The organism is Pseudovibrio sp. JE062, assembly GCF_000156235.1.
Taxonomy (GTDB): Bacteria; Pseudomonadota; Alphaproteobacteria; order Rhizobiales; family Stappiaceae; genus Pseudovibrio.
Genome location: NZ_DS996808.1, coordinates 301,072 through 326,032, shown reverse-complemented (window position 1 = coordinate 326,032; position 24,961 = coordinate 301,072). Strand labels below are relative to the sequence as shown.

Genomic DNA, 24,961 nt, shown 5'->3' with positions numbered 1-24,961 from the left:
CCTACTCCCCACGTGGGTAGCGCTGTGTTTCTTCCAGTATGTTCAGATCCATGTGGTTGCGCATGTAGCGTTCGGAGGCTTTTTGGAGGGGTTGGTAGTCCCACGGGTAGTAGCCGCCTTCGCGCAGAGCATCGTAGACCACCCATCGACGGGCCTGACTGGCGCGGACGTCGGCGTCAAAGCGTTCCAGATCCCAGCGCTCTGTGATCTTCTTTCGGAACGATTCCGCAATCTCTTGGTATTCGGGATCTTGTGCCAGATTGTGCAGTTCGTGCGGGTCGGATTCCAGATCAAACAACTGGTCTTCATCCAGCAAGCATTTATTGAACTTCCAGCGGTCTTTGCGCAGAGAAACCATGGGCGCATAAGACGCTTCAGCTGCATACTCCATAGCAACAGGGGAGGTCCGCTGTTTCCCTTGGCCGAGCCCAACCAGAGTTTCTCCAGTCGTCCACGGCATCACCTCCTCCATGCTGATCTCTGCCAGATCGCAAAGGGTTGGACATACATCGATATTGCTTACAGGCGTGGAGATCAGGCCCGGCTGCATCTGCGGTGCGCAGATCATCAAGGGAACACGGGAAGAGCCTTCAAAGAAAGACATTTTGAACCACAACCCACGCTCGCCCAACATGTCTCCATGGTCCGAAACGAACAGAATGATTGCCTCCTGTCGCGTGCTTTCCAACGCGGTCATCACCTCACCGATCTTGTAATCAATATAGGAGATGTTGGCGAAGTACGCCCGGCGTGATCGGCGAATGTCTTCCTCTGTTATGTCATAGGATCGCCAGTCGTTGGCGTCGAAGATCCGCTTTGAATGGCTGTCATGCTCCTCATAGGACATGGCCGGAACCTGCGGCAACAGATGCTCACAGTCCTCATAGAGATTCCAGTACTTCTTCCGAGCCACATACGGATCATGCGGATGCGTGAAGGAGACAGTCAGACACCAGGGCCGTTCATCCTTGCCTCGTGCCAGATCATAGACTTTACGCGTAGCGTGATAGGCGACCTCATCATCATACTCCAGCTGATTGGTAATCTCGGCAGTACCGGCGCCTGTCACCGATCCCATGTTGTGATACCACCAATCAATCCGCTCACCTGGCTTGCGATAGTCCGGCGTCCAGCCGAAGTCAGGCGGATAGACATCAGTGGTCAGCCGCTCTTCAAAACCATGCAGCTGGTCCGGCCCGACAAAGTGCATCTTACCTGCCAGACACGTCTGGTATCCTGCACGGCGGAGGTGATGCGCATAGGTTGGCAGGGATGAGACAAACTCAGCCGCATTATCATAAACACCGGTTGCACTCGGCAACTGTCCAGACATGAACGAAGCCCGCCCCGGCGCACAAAGTGGAGAAGCGGTATAAGCTTTCCTGAAGCGGGTTGAGCGCTCCGCCAATTTTCTGAGGTTCGGCGTGTGTAGCCACTCGGCAGGGCCATCTGGAAACAGGGTTCCATTCAGCTGGTCCACCATGAAGATCAGGATGTTCGGTTTGCTCATAAGATTCCGGCTGCATTGCTGAGAAAGATTGCCGGCACACTTAAACCCATGCGCTCTTATTGCATCACATACTCTTCGAGCTGCGACGAGAACATGTACTAGGCCTGATCAGGAGGGGTTTCGTCAAGTTGGGATTAGGCGGAACTCCCGCAACACCCTCTGTTTTCCAAGCCACTCAACTTTCCGGTCTTTTTCTCATGTTCAGTCCATGGTATTGCCATAGTCCTCTGACTAATCAGCGCTATTCATTGTTTGAGAGTTGAACGACTACTGCATGCCGTTTCGTCTTGTGTCATTGCTGAGAATTACCCTGCTCACGTGCATCACTTTCATGCTCGTGTTTTCAGTCATGGGCCGCTCAACACCGTCGCATGATATGAACGCATTGGCGCAGTCAACCTATCAGCAGCATATGGTGGCAGACGCACATGATCAGGGCTCGGATCATAGCCACGATATGTTGGAGGATGATCTGCAAATCTCGGGGCACCTGCACGGACATAATTCCGCAGATCACTCTCATGAAGCACCCGCTGAGCCTGTTTTCACGCGCCTGGTTATAACCGCTGAAGTCGGCAAGCATTCTGCTTTGCCCATCAAAAGCCTGCGGTTTGATCTTGCTTCCCGGCTGGAGCGCCCTCCCCGTCCTTTCCTTCTGTAGCACCAATCCCATAAACTACAGTTGGATTTTCCATGAACTTACATCTTCAGCGCACAGGTGCTGAGCGGTGGACGTTTACGCGTCTTCTGCTGCTTTCCTGCATTCTTCTGCTGGCAATCACATTGCCTGCGGCAGCCCACGGCATTGCGACCGGTGACAAGGGCTATATTCAAGAGATCTCCGGGATCAACATCATCCCCTTCATGTATCTGGGGGCCAAGCATATGGTCACGGGGTACGATCACATCCTATTCCTGCTCGGGATCGTGTTCTTCCTCTACAAGACCAAGGACATCGGCATTTATGTGAGCCTGTTCGCAATCGGCCACTCCACCACGATGCTGCTCGGGGTTTATTTCAACATCGGCATCAACGCCTACATCATCGACGCGATCATCGGCTTCTCGGTGGTCTATAAGGCGCTCGACAACATGGGCGCTTATCGGGTCTGGTTTAAGTACCAACCCAACACCCGCCTCACCACGCTGATCTTCGGGTTCTTTCATGGCTTTGGCCTGTCCACCAAGATCCTCGAGTATGAGATCTCACCGGACGGCTTGGTGCCAAACCTTCTGGCCTTCAATGTAGGGGTCGAACTGGGTCAGCTACTGGCCCTGAGCGGCATTCTCATTGTTATGGGCTATTGGCGGCGTACGCAGACTTTCTGGCGCTACGCCTACTCCCTGAACACCACCATGATGACAGCAGGCTTTGCGCTGGTTGGATACCAGCTCACGGGCCTCATCCTATCTTTTTAATGTGAGGCTCCATGTACAACACAACTCCACCAAAGCGTTCTGAGCTGCCAACCTCTGCTCAGCTGAAACGCTCCACCATCATCGCCGCTCTTTCCGCGCTGGTTCTTCTGGTCGTGGTGATCCTGCCCTCTGAGTATGGGGTAGATGCCACTGGAATGGGCCGTGTTCTTGGACTGACGGAAATGGGTGAGATCAAAACCCAGCTGGCAGAAGAAAGCGCGGCCGATGCAGCCGCGACAGCAGCCTCTGCTCCTTCTGCCGTCAATCAACCTGCAGCAGCACCCTCTCCTGAGCTGACCAGCCGCGTGGATGAGATTGAACGCAAGCTGGCTGAGGTAATGCTGAAGCAACAGTTACGCGAACGCGTTTCTACCACGCGTCGTCCTGCCGAAAGCGCACCAACAGCTCCGGCTCCGGCAGTTGCAACAACTCCCGTAGTTCAGGCTCCAGCCCCAACGCCTGCAATCAAAAGCGATCAGGCCACGGTTCAGTTGGACCCAGGTCAGGGCATTGAGATCAAACTGGTGATGAAGGCAGGCAAGACAGCAACCTATCGTTGGACAGCCAACGGCAGTGTTTTGAACTACGACACCCACGGCGATGGCGGCGGTCGCTCCATATCCTACGTGAAGGGCCGCGGTGTGCCGCAGGATGAGGGAGAGCTCACCGCTGCATTTGATGGCAACCATGGTTGGTTCTGGCGCAACAGAACTAACAGCCCTGTCACTTTATCTCTGCAAACACGTGGAGAATACGAGTCGTTCAAACGAGTAAAGTAAGCGACTCAGCAAGTTGACCTAATCGTCAATTCGGGTGGTTTTTCTGTAGTGCTCCGGCAAAATGCCTGAGAAACTGAAAAATCACCCGGGTTTTCCCCCAAAGCGCACAATATTCGGCGACAATCTGTCATGGGGTTCAATACCTATTACTCGAGGTAATACTGATATATGTGTCGCCAAAGCGCTTTGGTACAAATAATATTGCAACTAACCCGCACGTTCCCCTCAGTCATTTTGTGATTTGTCATATGAGTGGATTTTAAATCGTTATAATCTCCTCAAATCACGCAGATATGCGCCTGCATCATATACGTATTCCTACTTATTTCATTCCAACGCGTTTCGATGCACTTTCCATTCAAATCTTTTTGCACCCGGTGAAAAGTTTTTCATCTGCAAGGTTTGCCGCCACCCTCGGCAAGCCTCATTCGGGGCCTTACAGCCAGCTATACCCCCTTTTAGCTGGTGCGTAACAACCGAACCACATGAGTAAAAGCGAAGCTCGTTCCCAGCTGTTATATTGCAGCGTTCCCTCCTCCCGGGCTTCGCTTTTTACTCACTCAACATGCGATCGGGAGACCTTTAAGGTGACGAAGCTGCGTCCAGGCGTCATTTTTGGCGAAGAATACAAAACCCTCATTCAGGCAGCACGCGAAGGGCAATACGCTCTTCCAGCAGTAAACGTAGTTGGCACCAACTCAATCAACGCAGTGCTCGAAGCTGCGGCAGCCAACAAATCCGACGTAATCGTACAGCTCTCAAACGGCGGCGCACAGTTCTATGCTGGTGCAGGCATGCCGGATAGCTTCCAGGCCCGTGTTCTTGGCGCAGTATCTGCAGCCCAACACGTGCACCTGCTGGCAAAACACTACGGTGTTTGCGTTGTTCTGCACACAGACCATGCAAACCGTAAACTGGTGCCTTGGCTGGAAGCACTTATCTCGCACGGTGAAGACTACTTCCGTGCAAATGGCCGTCCACTCTTTACTTCTCACATGCTGGACCTTTCAGAGGAAACTCTGGAACACAACCTGTCTGAAAGTGAGCGCCTGCTGAAGCGCATGGCTCCACTGCAGATGAGCCTTGAGATTGAACTGGGCTGCACCGGTGGTGAAGAAGACGGCGTTGGTTCTGATGAAGACATCGGAGCAGACAACCCGAAACTGTACACCCAGCCAGAAGATGTGCTGGAAGCGTACGACCGTCTCAACCCACTGGGTCACTTCTCTGTGGCTGCTTCCTTCGGCAACGTGCACGGCGTTTACAAGCCAGGCAACGTGAAGCTGCGCCCTGAGATTCTTCGTGAAAGCCAGAAACTGGTTCGCGAAACCCACAACCTGGGTGAAAACCCACTGCCACTCGTGTTCCACGGTGGTTCCGGCTCTGAAAAAGAGAAAATCGCGGAAAGCCTCGGCTATGGCGTGTTCAAAATGAACATCGACACCGACACTCAGTTCGCATTCTCTGAAAAAGCGGGCGCTTATGTGTTCGAAACGCCAAATGCGTTCAAACACCAGATCGACCCAGAGACCGGCACACCTTATAAGAAGGTCTACGATCCGCGCAAATTGCTGCGGGAAGGTGAACAAGGCATCATCACTCGTTTGACAGAAGCCTTTGACGACCTTCGCAGCGCTGGTAAATCTCTGGCGCAGTAAGAATGACCTCTCCGGCCACACGTTGGGGGTGTGGCCCGGACTTTAATGGAGTACAGGATGAAAGCGCTATTTATTGGCCAGTCCTATATTGACGTTACCTTTTTATCAGAAACCATGCCGGAAGGTGATGAAAAGGCAATTGCGCAGGATTACGCTGTCAGCTTTGGTGGCAACGCTGTAACTGCAGCCTTCGTCTGCGCAAAACTGGGCATCGCCCCAGATCTGCTGTGCTCCATGGCAGATGATTGGCTGTCCCGCATGTTCCGCGACATGGCAGCCAAGTATTCCATTCCGATCCACGGTGCTAAGGTGAAGGAAAGTTCCCTTTCCTTCATCATGCCAAAAGACGGCAAACGTGCCATCGTACGCTGCCGTGACAACGACTTCCTGCATCCGTTCCCAGAACTGAACCTTGCTGGCTGTCAGGCATTGCACGTGGATGGTCACATCCCACATGCTGCTCTGCACTACGCAAAGCTATGCCGTAAGCACGGTATCCTCACCTCTCTGGATGGTGGTGCCGTTCGTGAGAACACCGAAGAACTGCTCGACTACATTGATGTAGCGATCGTCTCCGAACTGTTCTGCGAGCAGCTTGGCAAATCACCGGAAGACACCCTTGAGTACCTGCGTGCCAAAGGCGTGAAGGTGGGTGGTGTCACACAGGGTGAAGAAGGCCTGCTGTGGTACGAAGACAAGTGCCCAATCAAGCGCTTGCCTGCTCTGAACGTTCCAAAGGAACGCGTCCTCGACACCAACGGTGCGGGTGATACCTTCCACGGTGCTTATGTTTACGGCTACTTGGCAGATCCTCAGGGCACCTGGGAAGACCATTTCAAACTGGCTCGTGCGGCTTCCGCACACGCCATTCAGTTCCTCGGCAACGAGGCCTCTCTGCCAACCGTCCTTGATCTGGACAACGTGCAGAAAAACTTTCCTGCGGGCGACTAATCTAAGCGGCTTTGCCATTGGTGAGGCCATTTAGAGCCAAATAAAAACAATAAGAACGAACAATAACAATAATAGGCCCCACATCGGGCACATGTTCATGTGGCGCTCGCACACTCAAAAAGCCCCGTCTCTCCATGAGGCGGGGTTTTTATTTTCTCAAACCGCGCTTTTGCTGAGCAGCGTTATTCCAAGCCACCCACTGTCAGCTATACCCCCTCGATTCAGGCGGACCATAAACGAGGGAAAGCCTTTGAAGGCGTAGATTTCCCGCAAGATGATACCACTGAGATTCAAGAAATCTCGGGCTTCTTATTCCTTAAATACAATAGCCCTAAATAATATTGGCTTTGTTTCACTAATATTCTTCGCCAGATCCTGAGAATATAAGTAAGCACATGATGAAGCCGACTGATCACGAGCTTCTTTCACACGAACACAAATTGCATATCACAAACTGCTCGCCTGACGCGACAGAACAATTTCTGCATGCCAACTCAACAGGTTCTGGCGGCAGTATTTAACTCAGTTTCTATTGTTTAAAACAGGGTTTATACTATGACTCATCTTAAATACTCATGTGCATTCATCGCGTTATTGGCGAGTGCAGGCATGGCACACGCGGGCACAATTACCATCACCACTGACGGCAGCGATGTGGTGACCCATTACACAGGCTCCTCCGACAACGCTACCACGGCCTATGACGAAACCACACCAACCGAAATTACCGAGAGTGCGAATGTAGACCGCATCTTTGCAAACGAGATCAACGGCAACGCCGCGAATATCGCAAACAACGCTCAGACCATCAGCGATTTTGAAAAACTGTTCGGCACTGTTCAGACAACAGCCCCTGCAGCGATCTCGGATGCAGTGAAAGACCCGCTGAAAAATGCAACTGGAACGCCGGTTGAAGATGTTCGTGCGATTGAAGGTGCGCTGAAAGACGGAACGACAGCCAAGACCGAATGGAAAGCCTATCTGGATCACGTGGAAGCTAAAGCAGCTGCCGGTGAAAAGATCACCATGGATGCCCCGGCTAATCCGGTAGCTGCTGATTTCACCAGTGGCGCACTGCCGGCTGATATGGCTGCTGATCTGGCTGCACTTGGTACTGCTGTCGGCGATTACACGACCGAGCAACAGCCGCATGAAGACTATAGCGTATTCACCACCGCAAACGGTGCCAATGCATCTGGCCGCGCAACCGCTCAGGCGCTGGCAAATGGCGAAGGCCTGGCGAACGGTATTCTGGCTTCTTTCAACGCGGTTGATGCCAAGATCGGCGACATCAGCACACTGCCAAGCGATCTTCAGGCTCCAACACCGGCAGACACCACCGTGGTTTCCGCAGTCACCAAGCTGAACGAAAAAGTTGGTTCACTGGCTGATCTGAACTCCTCCTTCACCGGAACAGCACGCAACAGTGTTGTTGCCGCTGTGAACAGCAATGCAGAGCGGATCACAGCCAACAGCGATGCTATCGCCAACAACAGCTCCCGCATTGTCTCACTGGAAGAAGATGTCGATGAGCTGCAAGCAGGTGTCGCCATGGCGATCGCAATTGCCAACGCGCCAATCATTCAGGGCGGCTACAACGGCCTCTCCCTCTCAGGCGGCTTTGGTCACTTCAAAGGCAAATCTGCGGGTTCCATGAAAGCTGCGTTCATGCCGATGGATAACATGGCAATCACCGCTTCTGTCGCAACCGACTTTGATGACAACGTCGCAGCCGGTGCTGGTCTGGGTTTCTCATTCTAATTTAGCAGGAGAGGCAAATGAGCCGACTTCTCACATTTCTCTGCGTCGCCTTCGCCATGGTTTTTCATGGCGGGGGTCTTCTCGCTCCTTCCGCCGCTCAAGCGAAAGAAGAATGGTCCGTGCAATGCAGCCGGCAGCAATGCCAGATGTATGCCGAGATCCGCCTGCAAAACGGAACGCTGTTCAACAACATCGCCTTCCGCAAGCTCAACGCGACCACTTACGCCGGCATTGTAAAACTGCCGTTAGGCATTCACATCCCAAGCGGCATCAACATCGGCATTGATCAGGCCGCCATTATTCAGGCCAAGCTGATCACCTGCAATCCAGATGGCTGCGAAGCTGCCTTTACTGCGAACCAGACGGTCGTCGACTTCCTCAAGCGCGGTGAGAAGATGTCCATCCTCGTGCGCAAGGCAGGCGACAGAAAGCAGTTAGCCCTCAACTACTCTTTGATGGGTTTCACCCGCAACTGGAACGAGTTCCACAAACGCATGGAAATCCTGATGCCGTAGCCGGATGGTCAAATGGATTTCTGAGAGAGAGTAAGCTACTGATAAGCCTAGGACCTGAGGGGAACTAGGCTGCTGTGACATACTCATTCAACACCGATAAATCCATTTCCATTCGCGACGAGACCGAGTTTCAGCGGTTTATTGGGTATGAGCTGGAGTTGTTTCCAGAAGAAGGTACGGCGATTTGTGCATTGGATATCGATGCGAAGTACGCCAACCGCAGTGGGGTGGTTCACGGAGCAATCGTGACCATGTTGCTGGACAACGCTTGCGGAGCCTCATGCAGTGCATCTGTTGATCCGACAGGAAAGCAGCCGTTTGTGACGCTGTCTCTCACCGTCAACTTCGTCGCCCCAGCAATCTGCAAGCGGTTGGTGGCCAAAAGCAAAGTGGTTGGTGGCGGTAAATCTACCCTGTTTGCTGAAGCAGAGCTGTTTGATGAGAAGAACCAGCTGATTGCCACTGCAACCGGCCCATTCAAGCGCGCGCCGCAAAGAGAAGCGCGGCTTGATGATGCGTGAGCGCATGAAGCGGCTCGCCTGAGCTGTCAGGACTTAGGGCTCACCCCTTCAAAGAACGTGGTTGCCAGCAACCGTGTGACTTCCTCAATGCTGGCCTCTCCTCTGGCGTTCATATCCCACGCAGTGAAGATGAGCATGTCGTAGGTGTTCATCACCCACCGCGTCGGCATATCTTTGCGGATGTCACCATCTTCCTTGGCTTGCTCAATGGCCAGGATGGTCTCGTTTTCCATCATCGCATAGCGAGGGTCTTTGCTCAGAACGCGTTCTCCTTCCACCCAGAAAGTAGAGAGGAAGCGCAGCTTGTTGGCCAGCGGCATCATCAGTTCCACAGCACGCAGCATGGCTTTTTTGCCGCGGAGGTTTTCATTCTCCATCGGCATCAACGCGTTGACCAAATCATCAAAGCTAACCGCCAGAATTTCCTCAACCAGCGCTTCACGAGAAGCAAAGTGTCTGTAAAGCGTGGCACGGCCAATTCCGGCAATCTCCGCTATTTCCGTGAGAGAAGCCGTTGGATTTACAGGCAGTTCTGCCAGTCCGGCTTCAATCAAGGCACTGCGGGACTTAACAGCCCTTTTATCACGCAACAACATTTTTACCCTCATTTTATGAGACATACTTGTCTCACATATAAACATTATGATACACACTCGTCTCATAAATCAAGATCTGCGTGATCACGAGGCGTTCACTCAGCGATAACCGGTCATTTCATAGGCCTTCAACAAACTCTGAAATCTGCCTCATTTAACCTATTGCTCAGGAGCACTGAATGTCCAAGCGGATTGTGTGGTTGTCAGCAGCACTGGTGCTGCTGGGAGCTGTTGGTACCTATGTTCTTTCGCTCGAAGACACAAGTGATGTCGATATTGAAGAAAAAGAAGTTGCGCTGCCGGTTGTCAGCTATGTGGCCGCACAGGCAAACGACAATACCGGCCATATCTCTGTTTTTGCGGAAGTTCGCCCGCGCTGGACGGCTGATCTGAAAGCACAGGTCTCTGGCAAGTTGCTCTCAGTGGCTCCCCAGGCATTAGAGGGCAAGAAGGTTGCCAAAGGCGAAGCCATGGCACAGCTGGAGAAGCACACTTACGAAGCCCAGCTGGAAGACGCCAGATACCAGCAGTCTACCGCCGAGTTCAATCTGAAGAAGAAGCAGAACAAGCACATTCTTGCGTTGAAGAACTGGCGTGCTGTGAACCCGAAGGAAGAGCCGCCGGAAATGGCCGTGCACATTCCTGAGTTGCGCGTTGCCGAAAAAGCGCTGGAAGCTGCGGTTCAGAAGGTGAAAGTCGCTCAGTACGATGTGAACGCGACCACCATCAAAGCTCCGTTCAGCGGTTTTGTGACCAAACGCCATGTCAGCATCGGCCAAAGCATTTCAGTGGGTGACACGCTCTTCACTCTGTTAGACGCTGAGCAGCTGGACATCACTGTTTCGCTGGATAAAGACCAGTGGGACCTGCTGGAGAAAGCGTGGCAGGAGTTTCCGGCTAAGATCTACAACTCCAGCAAAGAGATGGTTGGCCTTGCTAAAATCCAGCGTGGCGGTGGGTTCCTTGATCCTAAATCCCGCAGGTATCAGCTTTTTCTGGAAGTGGTCAACACGCCTGAAACCTCCATTCTGCCGGGTGAGTTCGTCACCGTTGAGCTGCAAAGTCGCACAGTTCAAGACAGCCTGAAGTTGCCAGCAACAGCACTGACACAAGAAGGCTTCATCTGGTTTCTGAACAATAAAGATGAGCTGCAGCGCTTTGAGGCCAACGTTGTTTTCCGCGATGACACAGACATCATCGTTCAAATGCCCGAAGTTTTGCGCGGTTTAGGTGAAAAACGCGTTGTTAAGTTGCCAATGGCTGCATTCCTGCCGGGCCAGCATGTCGCCCCAACACCAGCGGGGCACTAACCCATGACCTGGCTCACAAACTGGTTCATCCGAAATCCGGTCGCTGCCAATCTCATAATGGCATTCATCCTGCTTGTCGGGGTGTCCTCTCTTATGAACATCCGCATTGAAGGCTTCCCAAAGCTGCCAGCGGATACGGTGACGATCACCACTGTCCTGCCCAATGGTTACACTGAGCAGGTTGATAAGCAGATCACGCGCAAGGTGGAGAAGGCGCTTGAAGGGTTGGCGGGTGTCAAACACATCAGCTCACTCTCGCAGCCGGGGCTCTCAACTGTTTCTGTCAAGAAGACCAGCGACACCAAGCTCAGCACGCTGCTGGATGATATTCGTCTGAAAGTGGACGGCATCTACAATCTGCCGAAGAAAGCCGAACGGCCTGTTATTGAAAAAGAGAGCATGGATATGCCTGCCATGTTTGTGCAGGTCTATGGGGATGCTGATTTCAAAACCTTGCAGCGCATTGCACGCCAACTGCGCAACAAGCTGCTGGCCAGCCCGGAAGTGTCCCGCCTGAAACAGTGGGGTCTGCAGACCGAGCAAATCAAGATCGGGCTGGAGCCGTATACGCTTGAACGCCTGAACCTGACGCCTGAGCAGGTGATGAACCGCATCCGTGCGTCATCGCTTTACTTCCCGGGTGGTACGCTGAAGACCGAGGGCGGCTACATCTCTTTGCGCGCTGACAGTCAGGCCTATTATAAAGCAGACTTCGAGCGTATTCCGATCATCGAATGGGAAGATGGCACCACGACAACTCTGGGCGATATCGCCACCGTAGAAGATGCGTTTGCTGACATTGATATGGAAGCCCGCTTCAACGGCAAAGAATCTGTCGGGCTGGAAGTTCTGATTGGCCGCAAAGACAACCTTATTAATGTCTCTGAGGATGTGAAGAGCATCATCGCGGACTTCCGCAGCACACTGCCAAGCGGTGTAAAGGTGGATGTCTGGGGCAACTCCAGTGATTACATTGAGGATCGTCTCAGCCTTCTCAGCTCCAACGCCCTGCAGGGTCTGGCACTTGTGCTACTGATGTTGTCGCTGTTCCTCAACATGAAGCTGGCCTTCTGGGTTGCGATGGGGATTCCGATCTCGCTGGCTGGTGCGTTTGCTGTGGCCACCACGGGGTGGATCGACTATTCGCTCAACGACATCACCACGTTCGGCCTCATCATTGCCCTCGGTATCCTCGTGGATGATGCCGTGGTCGTGGGGGAAAGCGTTTTTGAACAACGCAAGCGCTATGCGAACCCGTTGAAGGGAACGGCTGCGGGCGTACATAAAGTAGCCGTTGCCACCATCTTCGGTGTGCTGACAACAACGGCGGCCTTCTTCCCGATGCTGCTGATGAAGAGCGAGCTCGGCAAGATCCTTGGCAGCTTCTCCGGCATTGTCATTCTGGCGCTGCTGTTCTCGTTGTTTGAGAGTAAGTTCATTCTGCCAGCACACCTTGCTTACATCTCGTTGGAAGAGAAGAAGCAAAACATCTTCTCCCGGTCCTGGGGCAAGGTGCAGGGTGTGGCACGTGGCGGCTTGTTCTGGTTCCGTGACACCATCTATTTCCCTACCCTCAAATGGGCGATCCGCCAGCGCTATGCTGTTCTGGTTGGCTTCATTGCTGTGGCAGCGCTCGTATTCGGTCTCATGTGGAAGGGTAAGATCCACTCGGTATTCTTCCCGGAAATTCCGGGACAGTACATCGTGGTGAACATGGAAATGGATCCGCGGGCTCCGTTCAATCTGACACAGAGCAACATCACGCTGATCGAAGACATGGCCCATGCGGTAGATCGGCGATATGCCGAGGAACAGCCGGACGTGGGTGGTGTCATCCAGAACATCTTCCGCATTGTTTCAGACAGCACCAATGCGACCATCTACGCAGAGCTGCGCCCTCTGGAGGAACGCGGAGAAGCCAAGACAGCAGATATTCTGCGTGAATGGCAGGACCGTACCGGTACTTTGGAAGGTGTTTCCAAACTCACCTTCTCGGGCTTTGAAGAGATCGGTGGCGGTTTCAAGATCCGTCTGCTTGGCGAAGACGCAGAGCAACTGAAGCTGGCAAGTGCGGAGCTGATGGAACAGCTTGGCAAACGTGCCGGTGTCAGCAACTTGCGTGACACCTTTAAGGCAGGCCAACCTGAACTGCGTCTCACAGTGAAACCTGAAGCACGCCATCTCGGCTTTACCGCTGAGCGGCTCGCCAGTCAGGTCGCCAATCAGTTTGGTGGCGGTGAGGCTCAGCGTATCCAGCGTGGCAACTCAGAGGTTCGCGTCATTGTCCGCAACACGCTGGACGCCCGTGACGCCATTGAGGACCTGCTGCAATCCCGCTTGCGCAGCGCAAACGGGGATTGGGTCACTCTGCAATCTGTCGCCAACATCGAGGCACGATATGTGCCTGGGTTCGTGTACCGCAGAAACGGCGATCAGGTCGCCACCATCGAAGCTGACATCAATAAACAGATCGTTGCTCCTGCTGAGCTGGGTCAGGATATCTTCACCTCCGTTGTGCCCCAACTACAACAGAAGTATCCCGGCGTGAAAATTAAGCAGGGTGGCGAACTGGAGGAAATGGGTGAAGTGAAAGGCAACATGAACCGCGCCCTGATCATCACCTGTTTCCTCATCTTTGTGCTGTTGGCGATCCCGCTGAAGTCCTACTTCAAGCCGCTGATCATTATGTCCGTGGTGCCATTCGGTGTTGTCGGAGCCATATTGGGCCACGCCATCATCGGCATCCCGTTCAGCATGATGTCGATCTTCGGCTTGCTGGCGCTGATCGGTGTAATCGTCAACGACTCCCTCGTCATGGTTACTCACTACCTTCATCTGCGTGAGGAGGGTGTCGAGCATATCGAGGCGACGGAGCGCAGCGGCATGGATCGCTTCCAGGCGATCTTCCTGACAACGGCGACAACTGTCGCTGGTCTGATGCCGCTGATGAGCGAAACCTCCGAGCAGGCCATGTACCTGATCCCGGCTGCTGTCTCTCTGGCTTACGGGGAGATTTTCGGGACGCTTATTACTTTGATCCTGATTCCAGTACTTGTCGCCATAGCAGAAGATATTCGCGTCTTTTTCTTCGGCAAACGCGATAAGGCATTGGAATATGCGCAAATGGAGCGAAAAGAGGCCCGTGAGGCTGAGGAAAAGCAGGCGATTTTAGAAAAATCCCCAAAGAATAACGGAGATATAAAACCTGAGGGTTTCCCTCTAGAAAAAGCCTAAATGAACCTTACGATACGGCCTCCCCTAGCGGAGGCCGTTTTTTGTTAAGGACTTACCCTAGGAAATCTGCTATTTAACCCACTGTGAATCCGCAGAATTTCGCCGCTAAGTATATATTAGCGATTTCTCAAAGGTTAAACTTCACTATATTTGAATGTGCTAATATAGATTGTACATTAGAAATGCATCATGCACTTATATATTGCGGAATATCAAAGAGAAAAAATCTACTAATTCAAAATTGATTGCACTCAATTTGTGCTTTTTACAATTCATCTAGGTTCCTGCGCGTACGAGCGGGCACGTATAACGTAACGGTGTCTGCTCCAATCAATAGCTGCCAAAAGCAGCTGTTAGACCGGAGTACGCAAATGGCTGGCATAAGCCAAAACACCCAGACTACCACTCCAGAAGTGAGCAAAGGTCGCGAGCGCGCAGCATTCTTGTTGCTGGCAGTTGTCCTGGCTCCAGTTCTGATGACTGCAGCGGTTGCCGGATATGGTTTCCTTATCTGGATGTCGCAGATCCTGCTTGGCCCACCATCATTCTAAGAGGTGACAGTGGCCAATCTTTCTCGCAGAGCATTCTTTACCCGTTTAAGCGCTAAACCAGAAGTGGCGAACCCGTTTCGTCCGCCATGGACCAGCGAACAGCGGATTGAAGACAAATGCACCGGTTGCTTTGAATGCGTCAAAGCCTGCCCGGAAGGCATTCTGTTCAGCGATGATAACCGGCCATTTCTGAAACCTGGTGTTGGCGAATGCACATTTTGTGAAGAGTGCGCAAAAGCGTGCCCTGAAGACGGTCTCTTCGACCTTTCAGAAGCACCCTGGAGACTTACAGCAGACTTAAAGCAAGAGGCCTGCTTGCTGCAGAAAGGCGTTTCCTGCCGGACCTGCACTGACTGCTGTGACCCAAGAGCTCTCCGGTTTGACCTGCGCACACCACCAGCAGGACAGATCCAACTGGACGCAGACCAGTGCAGCGGTTGCGGCGCTTGCCTCGTGGCCTGCCCAGTGGATGCCATCAGTTTGAACGACCAAAGCAACACGAGCCAGGAAAGCTTAGCAAATGCGTAATGCAACAGCCGTTGAGCGCGAAGAACCTGCCGGGGTCTGGCACATTTCCAGTGTGCTGATCCAGGCAATCCCGGAAAAGCGGGACCAGGTTTGCGCGGCCATCGAACAGATGCCTTCTGCTGAGATCGCGGATGTGCCTGACACCGAAAAGATTATCGTGACGTTGGAAACCACGAGCGAGCGCGACATCGCCAATGCGCTGACCGAGATCCAGAAAATGGATCACGTGATCACCGCATCACTCATTTTCCATCAGACCGACACCACCGACCTCAATTCAATTGTGATTTCTGATCAGGGTGACATTCAACCCGAGGGGACTTGCTCATGATTAAACTAACAAGACGCGCTGTCATCAAGGCGCAGGCCGTTGCAGCTGCAGCAGCCGCGGCCGGGGCAAGCCTTCCGGCACAAGCGTCTAACCTTGTTACCGACTCCAGCAAAACCGACCTGAAATGGTCTAAAGCTGCTTGTCGTTTCTGCGGCACCGGTTGTTCCATCATGGTGGCAACCAAAGGCGGCCGCGTTGTTGCAACACATGGTGACGCGAAGAGCCCGGTAAACCGCGGTTTGAACTGCGTGAAAGGCTACTTCCTTTCCAAGATCATGTACGGCAAGGACCGTCTTGAGCAGCCACTGCTGCGTAAGAAAGACGGCAAGTACGACAAAGAAGGCGAGTTCACACCAGTATCTTGGGATGAAGCTTTCGACATCATGGCTGACAAAGCCAAAGAAGCGATCAAAAAGAACGGCCCTTACTCTGTAGGCATGTTCGGCTCAGGCCAGTGGACTGTTTGGGAAGGCTACGCAGCTGCAAAGCTCTGGAAAGCCGGCTTCCGCTCCAACACCATTGACCCGAACGCACGTCACTGCATGGCTTCTGCTGTGGGCGCATTCATGCGTACCTTCGGCATCGATGAGCCAATGGGCTGCTATGACGACTTTGAGAACGCAGACGCATTCGTGCTCTGGGGTTCCAACATGGCAGAAATGCACCCGGTTCTGTGGACCCGTCTGACTGACCGTCGCCTGTCCAACCCGGATGTTAAAGTTGCTGTTCTGTCTACTTACGAACACCGCAGCTTCGACCTTGCTGACATCCCAATGGTCTTCACCCCACAGACCGATCTCGTGATTGCGAACTTCATCGCAAACTACATCATCGAGAACGAAGCCGTGGACATGGACTTCGTCAGCAAGCACACCAACTTCCGTCTTGGCAACCAGGACATCGGTTACGGTCTGCGCCCTGAGCACCCGCTGCAGAAAGCTGCTAAAAACGCAGACAAAGCAGGCGGTTCTAAAGAGATCTCCTTCGAAGAGTATGCTGAGTTTGTTAAGCCATACACTCTCGAATACGCTGAGAAGATGTCTGGTGTTCCTGCAAGCCGCTTGCTGGAACTGGCGAAGCTTTACGCTGATCCAAACAAGAAGGTTATGTCCCTCTGGACCATGGGTGCGAACCAGCACACCCGCGGTGTTTGGGTCAACCAGATGTTCTACAACATCCACCTGCTCACCGGTAAAATCTCCAAGCCAGGTTGTGGTCCATTCTCTCTGACTGGTCAGCCATCTGCTTGTGGTACTGCACGTGAAGTTGGTACCTTCGCACACCGTCTGCCAGCAGACATGGTTGTGAAGAACCCTAAACACCGTGAAATTGCAGAGAAAATCTGGAAACTGCCAGAAGGTACTATTCCTGCAAAGCCTGGTTACCACGCTGTTCTGCAGTCCCGTATGCTTAAAGACGGCAAGCTGAACTTCTACTGGACCCAAGTCACCAACAACATGCAGGCTGGTCCGAACGTTGTTGAAGAGATCTACCCAGGTTGGAGAAACCCAGAAAACTTCGTCGTGGTTTCTGATCCATATCCAACCGTTTCTGCAATGGCAGCTGACTTGATCCTCCCAACCGCTATGTGGGTGGAAAAAGAAGGCGCATACGGTAACGCTGAGCGTCGTACCCAGTTCTGGAACCAGCTGGTAAACGCACCAGGTGAAGCAAAGTCTGACCTTTGGCAGACCGTTGAATTCTCCAAGCGCTTCAAAGTTGAAGACGTATGGCCAGAAGAACTGCTTGAAAAAGCACCAGAATACCGCGGTAAGACACTGTTCGACGTCCTGTTCGCAAACGGTCAGGTTGACAAGTTCCCAGTGTCTCAGCTGAACCCTGATTACGAGAACCAGGAAGCAAAAGACTTCGGTTTCTACATTCAGAAAGGCCTGTTCGAAGAATACGCCACATTCGGTCGCGGCAAAGCGCACGATCTGGCAGACTTCGACACTTACCATCAGGAGCGCGGTCTGCGCTGGCCTGTCGTAAACGGCAAAGAAACCCAGTGGCGCTTCCGCGAAGGTTCTGATCCGTACGTTGGCAAGGGCAAAGGCTACGAGTTCTACGGTCATAAAGACGGTAAGGCTCGCATCTTCGCACTGCCTTACGAAGCACCACCGGAAATGCCTGATGAAGAGTACGATTTCTGGCTCTGCACCGGTCGTGTGATCGAACACTGGCACACCGGCACCATGACCCAGCGCGTACCTGAGCTGTACAAAGCTGTTCCAGACGCTCTGTGCTACATGCACCCGGATGATGCGAAAGCAAAAGGCCTACGTCGTGGTTCTGAAGTGCGCGTGATCTCCCGCCGTGGCGAAATCACCACCCGCATTGAGACCCGTGGCCGTAACAAGCCGCCAAAAGGCCTCGTGTTTGTACCGTTCTTCGATGCAAGCCAGCTCATCAACAAGGTGACTCTGGATGCAACCGATCCACTTTCTAAACAGACCGACTTCAAGAAGTGCGCGGTCAAGATCGTAGCCGTGTGAGGTACGCCATGAAACTTCTGAAACTTGTTGTAGCAAGCCTCTTTGCACTTTCAGTCCTCGGTGGAGCAAGCTCTTTCGCAGCTGACTCCATCAACGAACTGCGCAACGCGGACATCCTGACTCAGGATGCCGCACCGCGTATCCCGAAAGTCGTGAACAGCGACGAACGTCAGGTGCGTAACTACCCTGAGCAGCCACCTCTGATCCCTCACAAGATCGACGGCTACCAGATCGATAAGCGTCTGAACAAATGCATGACCTGCCACAGCCGTAAAGCGATTGAGCAGTCTCAGGCTCCAATGATCTCTATCACGCACTTCATGAACCGTGATAACCAGTTCCTGGCGTCTGTATCCCCTCGCCGCTTCTTCTGCACCCAGTGTCACGTGCCTCAGACCGAATCCAAGCCTTTGGTTGAGAACACATTCGTTGACGTTGATGAAGTGCTCAAAGGCGAAGCTAAGAAGTAGGAGCGCCAGGCATGATTTCAATTATCAAACGGTTCTGGCAGATCATCAGCAAACCTAGTGTTCATTACAGCCTTGGCTTTCTGACACTTGGCGGGTTTGTCGCCGGCATCATCTTCTGGGGTGGTTTCAACACCGCCCTAGAGGTCACCAACACAGAAGAATTCTGTATTGGCTGTCACGAGATGGAAAACACTGTCTATCAGGAACTCAAGACCACCATTCACTATACCAACCGGTCTGGTGTGCGTGCGACTTGCCCTGATTGTCACGTGCCTCACAACTGGACATCCAAGGTTGCCCGTAAGATCCAGGCATCCAAGGAAGTTTACGGCAAAATCTTTGGCACAATCAGCACTCCAGAGAAATTCGAGAGCAAGCGTCTTGAGCTGGCAAGCCACGAGTGGGCCCGCTTCAAAGCCAACGACTCCCTCGAGTGCCGTAACTGTCACAGTGAAGAGTCCATGGACTTTACACGTCAGAGTGTGAGGGCTTCTGAACAGCACGAGAAATTCCTCGTGACTGGCGAGAAGACCTGTATCGACTGCCACAAAGGCATCGCACACAAGCTACCTGATCTGAGCCTGCTGAAAGAAGGTCACTAAGAGCACGGTTGTTTGATTGGTTACGGTCAAACACCTCAAACAGCTCTGGCAACATAACCGGACATCAAAGCGTGAAGTGCAAGTGCACGTGGCAATTTCCGGGACCTGCCACCAGCTCAGATCCAAGAACCCTGCGGTTTGAAACCGCGGGGTTTTTCTTGTCCACACCTATTCCCAAATTTTATCAATTAAAATTATAAGAAAATCACTCATCTCAGAATTTTCTGAAAAATACCCCAGAGTCACCTCATTTCCAGCCATTTTGCGAATGTTTACAAATATTAACCTTTGCAAGATCTTCCTGAATTTTTCTTGATAATTTCACCCTAGGGTTACTTCCCATGTCCTTAGGGAACCTCCCCAGTTTCACGCAAGTGCTTTTTGACACTCCGGTAAAATACCAGCGCCATATGCTTCTGGGAAATCGAGAATATTAGAACATTTAACATCTGCAAGTCATTGATTTTGCGGAACTAATAAACTCGTCTTCAGTTCAGACCGGCAAGCGACACGCCGCGCCTGACAGAATTTGGAACGGGTGACGTGCACGCGAGCTACACCCATCTGAAAGGACATAAGAAGATGAACGCATTGAAGCTTTCCGCTACTGCCGTGGCCCTCATCGCAGGCATGAGCACCGCTCACGCCGCTAATATCACTGTATCTGACGGTACCGTAACCACCACCGGTGGCTCCGTAAACGGGGGGCTGGCGGATGGTTCCGCAACTTCCGGTCAGACAGGTACTGCAACAGGTATCACTGCAACCATAAGTGATATTAATGAATCCGAGCTGAGCGATGCTCTTCAGGACAAGATCAACGCAAAGGTTAACGAGATTGACCTGAGTCCTGCACTCGCAACAAAGATCAACGGCAAAGCTGATCAGAGCGCGCTTGATGACAAAGCTGATCAAAGCGCACTTGATGCAGAAAAGCTGCGTATCGACACAAACGTAAGTGATATCGCTGACAATACAAAAGCAACAGTACTCAATGCTGGCAACATTAAAACCAACGTTGACGACATCAAAGATAACAAGGATGCAATTACTGCAAATCTGAAGTCCATCAACCAGAACACAACTAACATCACGTCTAATACCTCCCAGATCGGTGTGAACAAGGAAAACATCTCGAAGAACACTGGGCGTATCACTGCCAACACCTCAGCAATAGGTCAGAACACCACCAACATCGCGACCAACGCTGCAAACATCTCCTCCAACACCGATCGCATCGTGTCACTGGAGAACGATGTTGATGAACTGCGCAGCGGTGTGGCCATGGCAGTTGCGATTGCAAACGCACCAGTCCTTCAGGGTGGCAAGCATGGCTTCTCCGTGTCCGGCGGTTTTGGTCACTTCAAAGGCAAAGGCGCTTCTGCTCTGAAGGTTGCCTTCCTGCCAACCGAAAACATGGCTGTCACTGCATCTGTGGCAACAGACTTCAGCAACAACGTCACTGCTGGCGCTGGTCTGGGCTTCTCCTTCTAACGAGGATGTAGATCATGAAACCGATCTGGACCCTGCTGACAGCGGCACTTCTCTTTTTCCTTCAGGGTGCAAGCGCGTACAGCACCACTGAGCCTTCCAATGAAGAGGACTGGTCTGTCAAATGCAGCAGCGACTTGTGCGAAGTCTACGCTGAGATCCGGCTTGATAACGGCGCTCTCATCAACTCCATCATGTTTCGCAAACTTGATAAGGATGTTTACGCCGCCATTCTCAAGCTGCCGCTCGGAATTCACATTCCCAGTGGGATCCAGATTGGTATTGATGATGATGCCTTGTTCGACGCAAAGCTGATCACCTGTCAGCCAAATGGGTGCGAGGCCGCCTTCAACGCCAACAAGGCTATCGTCAACTTCCTCAAACGCGGCAAAGCCATGTCCATTGTGGTCACCAAATCGAGCGACCGCAAAAAGCTGGCGCTGAACTACTCCCTGATCGGCTTTACCCGCAGCTGGGATGAGTTCACCAAACGCATGGCAGTGCTGCTGCCGGACGAGACATCTGGCTGATTTTGCCTGCCAAGACCCGTGGTTGAAGCCTTAAGCTTTGAGGTTTATATTGAGGAAGATAGGAATGGGAGGCTCTCGCCCCCCACTCCCGTCATGTGATTTTGAAGAGGGCTCGGAGGCGGATGGTCAATCTTTTCCGAGCCTTTTTCATGCTGAACTTGAGTTCAACTCTCACGCAACTACCACCTCCTTACCAGGCCTTGCTACGATCGGAGTGCCTAATTCTCCGATTGCGCGGACTGACACGCGCTGCTGCTTCATAAGGAAGTGGCTGGAAAGAGCCTATCAAGCCGGGGATGTCATCGCGTCCCCCGATCCTCTCCCGCACAAACTGCTTAGTGCATTCCCCGAGTGGATCTCATCGGTGTTTAACGCTTCCTTTTGCCTAACATTGCTTGGCGTTTGCCCGCTCACCATTGCGCAAACTAAGATTAGTTCAGTACCCGAGCACCAAACCAAAGCAGAGTTACCACCTCATCAGGAAGGTGATGCAATGACCGGCCACAAAGCAAAATCAGCTCATGTCGCGAGCATCGAAGCGTTCTATGCGGAGAAGCTTGCAGACGCGAAAGGCAGGAACACCTTTCAGCAGGTTCTTGCGCCGGATTACGATGCTCAAGAAATCTCCGAGGACCTACTTGGTTCCAGCTTTGGTTGCGGCAACCCACTGGCATTTTCTCAGATTAAAGAGGGAGAGACAGTGCTGGATTTAGGATCTGGCGCAGGGCTTGATCTGATCCTTGCCGCAGAGAAGACCGGGCCATCAGGCAAAGTGATCGGTATCGATGTCAGTGAAGATATGATCGCGCAGGCCAGAACCAATTGCGACAAGTACGGCCTTCAAAACATCGAGCTGCATCAGGGTGTTATAGAAGACCTCCCCTTCCCTGACAGCTCCATAGACTGGATCATCTCAAACTGCGTGATCAACCTGTCCGCTGACAAAGCTGCGGTGTTTGCGGAAGTTTATCGGGTGCTCAAACCCGGTGGGCATCTCATGATTTCCGACATGATTGCGGAGGCGTTGCCTGACTGGATGCATTTGCATCAGGACCTTCTCTCCGCCTGCATTTCGGGCGCCGTGTCTGAAGCGGATTATCTTGAGCTTGCTCATCAGGCCGGGCTCACAGACTTGAAAATACTCGACCGCATGACTTATGAGGATGCTGCATTGAAGCAGTTGATTGAGGAAGAACTGCCGGTCGCTCTGGATGAACTCTCCAAGCATCTGGGTCTTTCCAGAGAGGTGATGCTGACCAAAGCCGTGAACGAGCTCTCCGGCACTGTGAAAACCATCAAGCTCTACGGTTCCAAGCCAGTGGCGTAACCCGTACTAAGCCCACCTGCCCAGCACAACGTAATAGCCAACACCCAGCCCCATCAGCCCCAGTGCAATCAAGGCTGCGCCAACGTCATACGCAAAGCAGGATGTAAGCGCCAAAAGAGAGAGTGCCAGCGTGACATAGGCCGTCTTCTGTCCACCCGGTGCACTGTAAGGCCGATGTAAGTCAGCATGATTTCGCTTCAGCAAAATATAGCTGACACTTTGCAGCGCATAAGAGAGCGTCGCACCAATGACCGCGATGTTGATCATCAGTTCGCCCTTCCCCGTCAGCGAGCAAATGAACCCGATTATGCCGGGAATGATCAGCGCCCAGTGCGGCACTTTTCGCGAGCTGATTGCAGACATGAAGCGGGGCAGATACCCTTCTCGCGACATGGCAAAGACCAGACGGCTGTAACCAAAGATGATGGAGAAGAAGGAGGCAATCAAACCGGCAAGCCCAACCAGATTGACGAAGTCTGCCAGAACAGAGTCCTCTCCCAGCACATGCTTCATTGCATCCACCAGTGGGGCGCCATAATAGCCGACCTCTTCAGAAGTCGCGGCACCGGGCACGAGCACGACAATCAGAAACGCGCTCATCAGCAGAAAGAGCATTGCCCCGATAATCCCACGCGGTAGATCAACGGCAGGGTCTTTGGCTTCCTCAGCTGCCAACGGAACCCCCTCCACAGCCAGAAACAGCCACATCGCAAACGGAAACGCCGTCCAAACGGACACCGCATCAAACGCGAGAAGATTCTGTTGTGCCGGTTCAGTGCTGTCAGCGACCACCAGATTGGCGAGGCTGAAGTGTGGGCCGAGGGTGATCAGAGTGATCGCGATGGCAAGCACCGCAAAGGCTGTCACCACCAGCATAAACCGCAGGGCTTCGCCCACGCCAAGCAGATGCACTCCGATAAACAGGAGATAGAACACGGCGTAGACGACGGGTCCATTGATCCCCAGCAGCGCCTCAAGATATTGACCGATGAAGATTACAATGGCTGCTGGTGCGATGGAGTATTCCAGCAAAACCGCAAGTGCTGTCGCAAAGCCTCCGGTATCACCCATAACCTTCCGCGATATCCGGTAACCACCCGCAGCACTCGGCAAAGCCGCAGACATTTCCGCAAGGCACAGGACGAGGCAGAAATACATGAGCCCCATCAGCGCCACGGCGATCATCATGCCGAACCAGCTTGTCACCGCGAACCCAAAGTTCCATCCCGCGAAACTGCCCGAAATCACATAGGAAACCCCAAGCGTTGCCAGTAAAAACCAGCCTGCTGCTCCTTTTTGAAGCTGAGAAGTCTCGCTATCTTTCATTGAGAATGAAGCCTGCCACAAACGCTGAAATCAGCCGAACAGCATCAGCTTACTCCGTCCCAGCCAATGCATGACACCCGCCAATTCTCTCGGACTGCACCATTAGCATCAGTTGGCGTATTATTGACCCTTCTCATCATTTCTGCATAAATTCCCACTATAGGGAATCTATTATACGACGCTCTGCCTGTTGGGAAAGGCATCAGCATAAGCTAAGCTTGATGGGAAGACCTTTGCACTGGGAGGGGCGAAGAGATGGCTAAGAAAGAGATAGTTCTCATCCATGGCACATGGGGGCATGCCAGCAACTGGGATGAGATGCGCGCAGAGCTGGAAGCACGCGGCTACACCGTGCACACACCTATTCTGCGCTATCATGATTTGCCTGTTTGGGAAGGGGCTCTCAAACTGGGCACAGTACGGCTGATGGACTACGTGAACGATCTGGTGGACTTCGTGAAAACGCTTGACGAGCCGCCAATTATTGGCGGGGTTTCCATGGGTGGTCTGCTGGCTCAGCTTGTGGCTGCGCGCGTTGAAAACAAAGGCCTTCTGCTGCTTTCTCCGGCACCTGCTTGGGGTATGTTCCCGTTCTACCCATCCATGCTGCGCACGTTTTACAAGCACTTCCTGCAATGGGGTTTCTGGCGCAAACCACTCTACCCACATTGGGAGGAGTTCCGCTGGTCCGTGGTCAACGAGCAGACCGAAGAAAAGGCGAAAGAGTTCTTCTATTCCCTCAAGCTGGAATCTGGCCGCGCCTACATGGATATGGGCTTCTGGTTCCTTGATCCGCAGCGATCCTCCTGGGTGGATGTGGATGCAATCACCGCCCCCGTCCTCATCCTCGGCGGCGCCAAAGACCGCGTCGTCGCCCCGCGCATCGCCCGCGTCACCGCCAACCGCTACAAAAAGAACGGCAAGCTTGTGGTTCTGCCGGACTCCGACCACGTGATGATGGTGGGCAAAGAGCTCAAGAACACAATGCGCGAGTTTGATCAATGGGTTGCGGAGAACAACATCGTTCCGCAAACAGAAGAGCTGGAGAAGAACTGA

General features: G+C 52.8%; 23 protein-coding genes. 20 read left to right on the top strand and 3 right to left on the bottom strand.

The features are described from left to right. Position 1 precedes the first annotated feature (1 nt). The gene (gene betC / locus PJE062_RS11530; protein WP_008549094.1) at positions 2 to 1,510 is read right to left on the bottom strand and encodes a choline-sulfatase; all 1,509 of its coding nucleotides are present in this window, start codon (positions 1,508 to 1,510) and stop codon (positions 2 to 4) included. A 274-nt stretch (positions 1,511 to 1,784) separates the two neighbouring features. Here betC and PJE062_RS11525 point away from each other — a divergent pair, with 274 nt between their 5' ends. The 8 genes from PJE062_RS11525 (at position 1,785) to PJE062_RS11490 (ending at position 9,114) form a co-directional block, all read left to right on the top strand. Further along, a complete protein-coding gene (locus PJE062_RS11525) occupies positions 1,785 to 2,171 on the top strand; it encodes a hypothetical protein (protein WP_208982265.1) in 387 nt (128 codons plus the stop codon). 32 nt (positions 2,172 to 2,203) lie between these two features. Further along, on the top strand, positions 2,204 to 2,929 hold the full coding sequence (locus PJE062_RS11520) for a HupE/UreJ family protein (RefSeq protein ID WP_008548902.1): 726 nt from the start codon (positions 2,204 to 2,206) through the stop codon (positions 2,927 to 2,929). Positions 2,930 to 2,940: 11 nt separating this feature from the next. Then, positions 2,941 to 3,708: a hypothetical protein gene (locus PJE062_RS11515; RefSeq protein ID WP_008549043.1), complete on the top strand. Its 768-nt coding sequence runs from the start codon at positions 2,941 to 2,943 to the stop codon at positions 3,706 to 3,708. A 587-nt stretch (positions 3,709 to 4,295) separates the two neighbouring features. After that, complete coding sequence (gene fbaA, locus PJE062_RS11510) at positions 4,296 to 5,366, top strand: class II fructose-bisphosphate aldolase (RefSeq protein WP_008549066.1); 1,071 nt, start codon at positions 4,296 to 4,298, stop codon at positions 5,364 to 5,366. 57 nt (positions 5,367 to 5,423) lie between these two features. Then, on the top strand, positions 5,424 to 6,317 hold the full coding sequence (locus tag PJE062_RS11505; protein ID WP_008548940.1) for a sugar kinase: 894 nt from the start codon (positions 5,424 to 5,426) through the stop codon (positions 6,315 to 6,317). A 555-nt stretch (positions 6,318 to 6,872) separates the two neighbouring features. Beyond that, positions 6,873 to 8,078, top strand: a complete 1,206-nt coding sequence (locus tag PJE062_RS11500; protein WP_008549340.1) for a YadA C-terminal domain-containing protein — start codon at positions 6,873 to 6,875, stop codon at positions 8,076 to 8,078. A gap of 17 nt (positions 8,079 to 8,095) precedes the next feature. Beyond that, entirely contained in the window at positions 8,096 to 8,593 is a 498-nt protein-coding gene (locus PJE062_RS11495) for an invasion associated locus B family protein (protein WP_208982264.1), read from the top strand. Positions 8,594 to 8,667: 74 nt separating this feature from the next. Beyond that, entirely contained in the window at positions 8,668 to 9,114 is a 447-nt protein-coding gene (locus tag PJE062_RS11490; RefSeq protein ID WP_008548893.1) for a PaaI family thioesterase, read from the top strand. Between the two features lie 26 nt (positions 9,115 to 9,140). Here PJE062_RS11490 and PJE062_RS11485 read toward each other — a convergent pair whose 3' ends face one another. After that, positions 9,141 to 9,710 carry a TetR/AcrR family transcriptional regulator gene (locus PJE062_RS11485; protein ID WP_008549059.1) on the bottom strand — a complete coding sequence of 190 codons (570 nt, stop codon included), beginning with the start codon at positions 9,708 to 9,710 and terminating at the stop codon, positions 9,141 to 9,143. Between the two features lie 179 nt (positions 9,711 to 9,889). Here PJE062_RS11485 and PJE062_RS11480 point away from each other — a divergent pair, with 179 nt between their 5' ends. From PJE062_RS11480 to PJE062_RS11430, 11 genes are all read left to right on the top strand, one after another. Beyond that, a complete protein-coding gene (locus PJE062_RS11480; RefSeq protein WP_008549399.1) occupies positions 9,890 to 11,020 on the top strand; it encodes an efflux RND transporter periplasmic adaptor subunit in 1,131 nt (376 codons plus the stop codon). Positions 11,021 to 11,023: 3 nt separating this feature from the next. Then, positions 11,024 to 14,254, top strand: a complete 3,231-nt coding sequence (locus PJE062_RS11475; RefSeq protein ID WP_008549159.1) for an efflux RND transporter permease subunit — start codon at positions 11,024 to 11,026, stop codon at positions 14,252 to 14,254. A 371-nt stretch (positions 14,255 to 14,625) separates the two neighbouring features. Next, positions 14,626 to 14,805 (top strand): periplasmic nitrate reductase, NapE protein, encoded by a 180-nt coding sequence (locus PJE062_RS11470; protein ID WP_008548957.1) that lies wholly within the window; start codon positions 14,626 to 14,628, stop codon positions 14,803 to 14,805. A gap of 9 nt (positions 14,806 to 14,814) precedes the next feature. Continuing rightward, positions 14,815 to 15,333, top strand: coding sequence for a ferredoxin-type protein NapF (locus tag PJE062_RS11465; RefSeq protein ID WP_008549417.1), 519 nt, complete (start codon positions 14,815 to 14,817; stop codon positions 15,331 to 15,333). After that, positions 15,326 to 15,664, top strand: a complete 339-nt coding sequence (locus PJE062_RS11460; protein WP_008549174.1) for a chaperone NapD — start codon at positions 15,326 to 15,328, stop codon at positions 15,662 to 15,664. Before PJE062_RS11465 ends, PJE062_RS11460 begins: the two co-directional genes overlap by 8 nt. Beyond that, the gene (gene napA / locus PJE062_RS11455; protein WP_008548986.1) at positions 15,661 to 18,159 is read left to right on the top strand and encodes a nitrate reductase catalytic subunit NapA; all 2,499 of its coding nucleotides are present in this window, start codon (positions 15,661 to 15,663) and stop codon (positions 18,157 to 18,159) included. The genes PJE062_RS11460 and napA overlap by 4 nt, the downstream gene beginning before the upstream one ends. An 8-nt stretch (positions 18,160 to 18,167) precedes the next feature. After that, the gene (locus PJE062_RS11450; protein WP_008549041.1) at positions 18,168 to 18,629 is read left to right on the top strand and encodes a nitrate reductase cytochrome c-type subunit; all 462 of its coding nucleotides are present in this window, start codon (positions 18,168 to 18,170) and stop codon (positions 18,627 to 18,629) included. Between the two features lie 11 nt (positions 18,630 to 18,640). Beyond that, positions 18,641 to 19,231 (top strand): cytochrome c3 family protein, encoded by a 591-nt coding sequence (locus PJE062_RS11445; protein WP_008549330.1) that lies wholly within the window; start codon positions 18,641 to 18,643, stop codon positions 19,229 to 19,231. A gap of 582 nt (positions 19,232 to 19,813) precedes the next feature. Continuing rightward, positions 19,814 to 20,725, top strand: coding sequence for a YadA-like family protein (locus PJE062_RS11440; RefSeq protein ID WP_008549366.1), 912 nt, complete (start codon positions 19,814 to 19,816; stop codon positions 20,723 to 20,725). A gap of 14 nt (positions 20,726 to 20,739) precedes the next feature. After that, positions 20,740 to 21,252 (top strand): invasion associated locus B family protein, encoded by a 513-nt coding sequence (locus PJE062_RS11435; RefSeq protein WP_008549069.1) that lies wholly within the window; start codon positions 20,740 to 20,742, stop codon positions 21,250 to 21,252. A 493-nt stretch (positions 21,253 to 21,745) separates the two neighbouring features. Then, a complete protein-coding gene (locus tag PJE062_RS11430; RefSeq protein WP_008549042.1) occupies positions 21,746 to 22,579 on the top strand; it encodes a methyltransferase domain-containing protein in 834 nt (277 codons plus the stop codon). Positions 22,580 to 22,585: 6 nt separating this feature from the next. Here the strand turns inward: PJE062_RS11430 and eat are convergent, their stop codons facing one another. Continuing rightward, the gene (eat, locus tag PJE062_RS11425; RefSeq protein ID WP_008549212.1) at positions 22,586 to 23,905 is read right to left on the bottom strand and encodes an ethanolamine permease; all 1,320 of its coding nucleotides are present in this window, start codon (positions 23,903 to 23,905) and stop codon (positions 22,586 to 22,588) included. A gap of 255 nt (positions 23,906 to 24,160) precedes the next feature. Between eat and PJE062_RS11420 the strand changes: the two genes are divergently transcribed. Next, positions 24,161 to 24,961, top strand: coding sequence for a carboxylesterase (locus tag PJE062_RS11420; protein ID WP_008549293.1), 801 nt, complete (start codon positions 24,161 to 24,163; stop codon positions 24,959 to 24,961).